Source organism: Streptococcus sp. 2154 (assembly GCF_013277255.1).
Classification (GTDB): domain Bacteria; phylum Bacillota; class Bacilli; order Lactobacillales; family Streptococcaceae; genus Streptococcus; species Streptococcus pseudopneumoniae.
Genome location: NZ_VMMK01000100.1, coordinates 1 through 1,086, shown reverse-complemented (window position 1 = coordinate 1,086; position 1,086 = coordinate 1). Strand labels below are relative to the sequence as shown.

Here is a 1,086-nt window from a genome sequence, read left to right as displayed (position 1 = left end):
CTCTTATTATGGGAATATACCTATGAATTGGGTTGTTATAAAAATAAAAGATATTTTTTCAATAAATACAGGTCTTTCTTACAAGAAGGGCGATTTAAGCATTAATAATAAAGGTGTTAGAATTATACGTGGTGGTAATATTAAGCCTTTAGAATTTTCTCTTTTGGATAATGATTACTACATTGATACACAATTCATCTCCTCTGAGCAAGTTTATTTAAAACATAATCAGCTAATAACACCTGTATCAACCTCTTTAGAACATATTGGAAAGTTTGCAAGAATCGATAAAGACTATGATGGTGTTGTGGCTGGTGGATTTATTTTCCAATTAACACCATTCGAAAGTTCAGAGATTATTTCAAAATTTCTATTATTTAACTTGTCCTCTCCGTTATTTTATAAACAATTGAAAGCAATAACTAAACTATCAGGTCAAGCTTTATATAATATTCCTAAAACTACACTGAGCGAGCTATTAATTCCGTTAGCCCCTTTTGAGGAACAGGAACTTATTACTCAAAAAGTTGAGAAACTTTTTGAAAAAGTAAATCAACTTTGGAAATGATTCTTTTCATCTCTTCATAGTTAGAAATAGGGATTAATAATTCGGAGATACTGGTACTATTTAATGTTTTCCCTTTGATAGCATCTTTTGAATCACCTAAAGTAGAGATAAGTGGCAAAAATATCATTAAGTAATCTCTGATAATATTTTCTTTATTAGCGTAGGGGAATATCGATATAATGGCTTCATTATGAGTGGCAGGAATATCCAATATGGCAACTTTTCCAATAGATAATTTAAAACTCATTAATAAAGTTCCTTTAGGTGAAATGTCTATTTTCTTTGATTTTAATGCTAATTTAGAAATAGATTCTCTCGTATTAGTTACACAACCAGATATAGGCATATCTGATATAGATACCCAAGGTATTTCAGTTCCCCAAAAAGTAGCTTCACTGCGTGGAGGAGTTTTTCCTATTCTGAAGTTAACTAGGCTAGCAAATTTAATATATCTCCATGCTTCTGGGATTTCATATATAGGATAAGAGGTTGTTTCGTCTTTGTTCCCATAATAAGAG

Annotated in this window: 2 protein-coding genes; one reads left to right on the top strand and one right to left on the bottom strand. The window is 30.7% G+C overall.

All coding sequences use genetic code 11. The annotated features are described in order from the left end of the window. On the top strand, nucleotides 1-568 hold a 568-nt coding region (locus tag HT693_RS11615; RefSeq protein ID WP_000315288.1), incomplete at its 5' end, for a restriction endonuclease subunit S. Here the strand turns inward: HT693_RS11615 and HT693_RS11610 are convergent. Then, nucleotides 516-1,086 (bottom strand): restriction endonuclease subunit S (locus HT693_RS11610; RefSeq protein ID WP_172925204.1); only part of this gene is annotated, 571 nt, incomplete at its 5' end. The two genes, HT693_RS11615 and HT693_RS11610, sit on opposite strands and share 53 nt — an antisense overlap.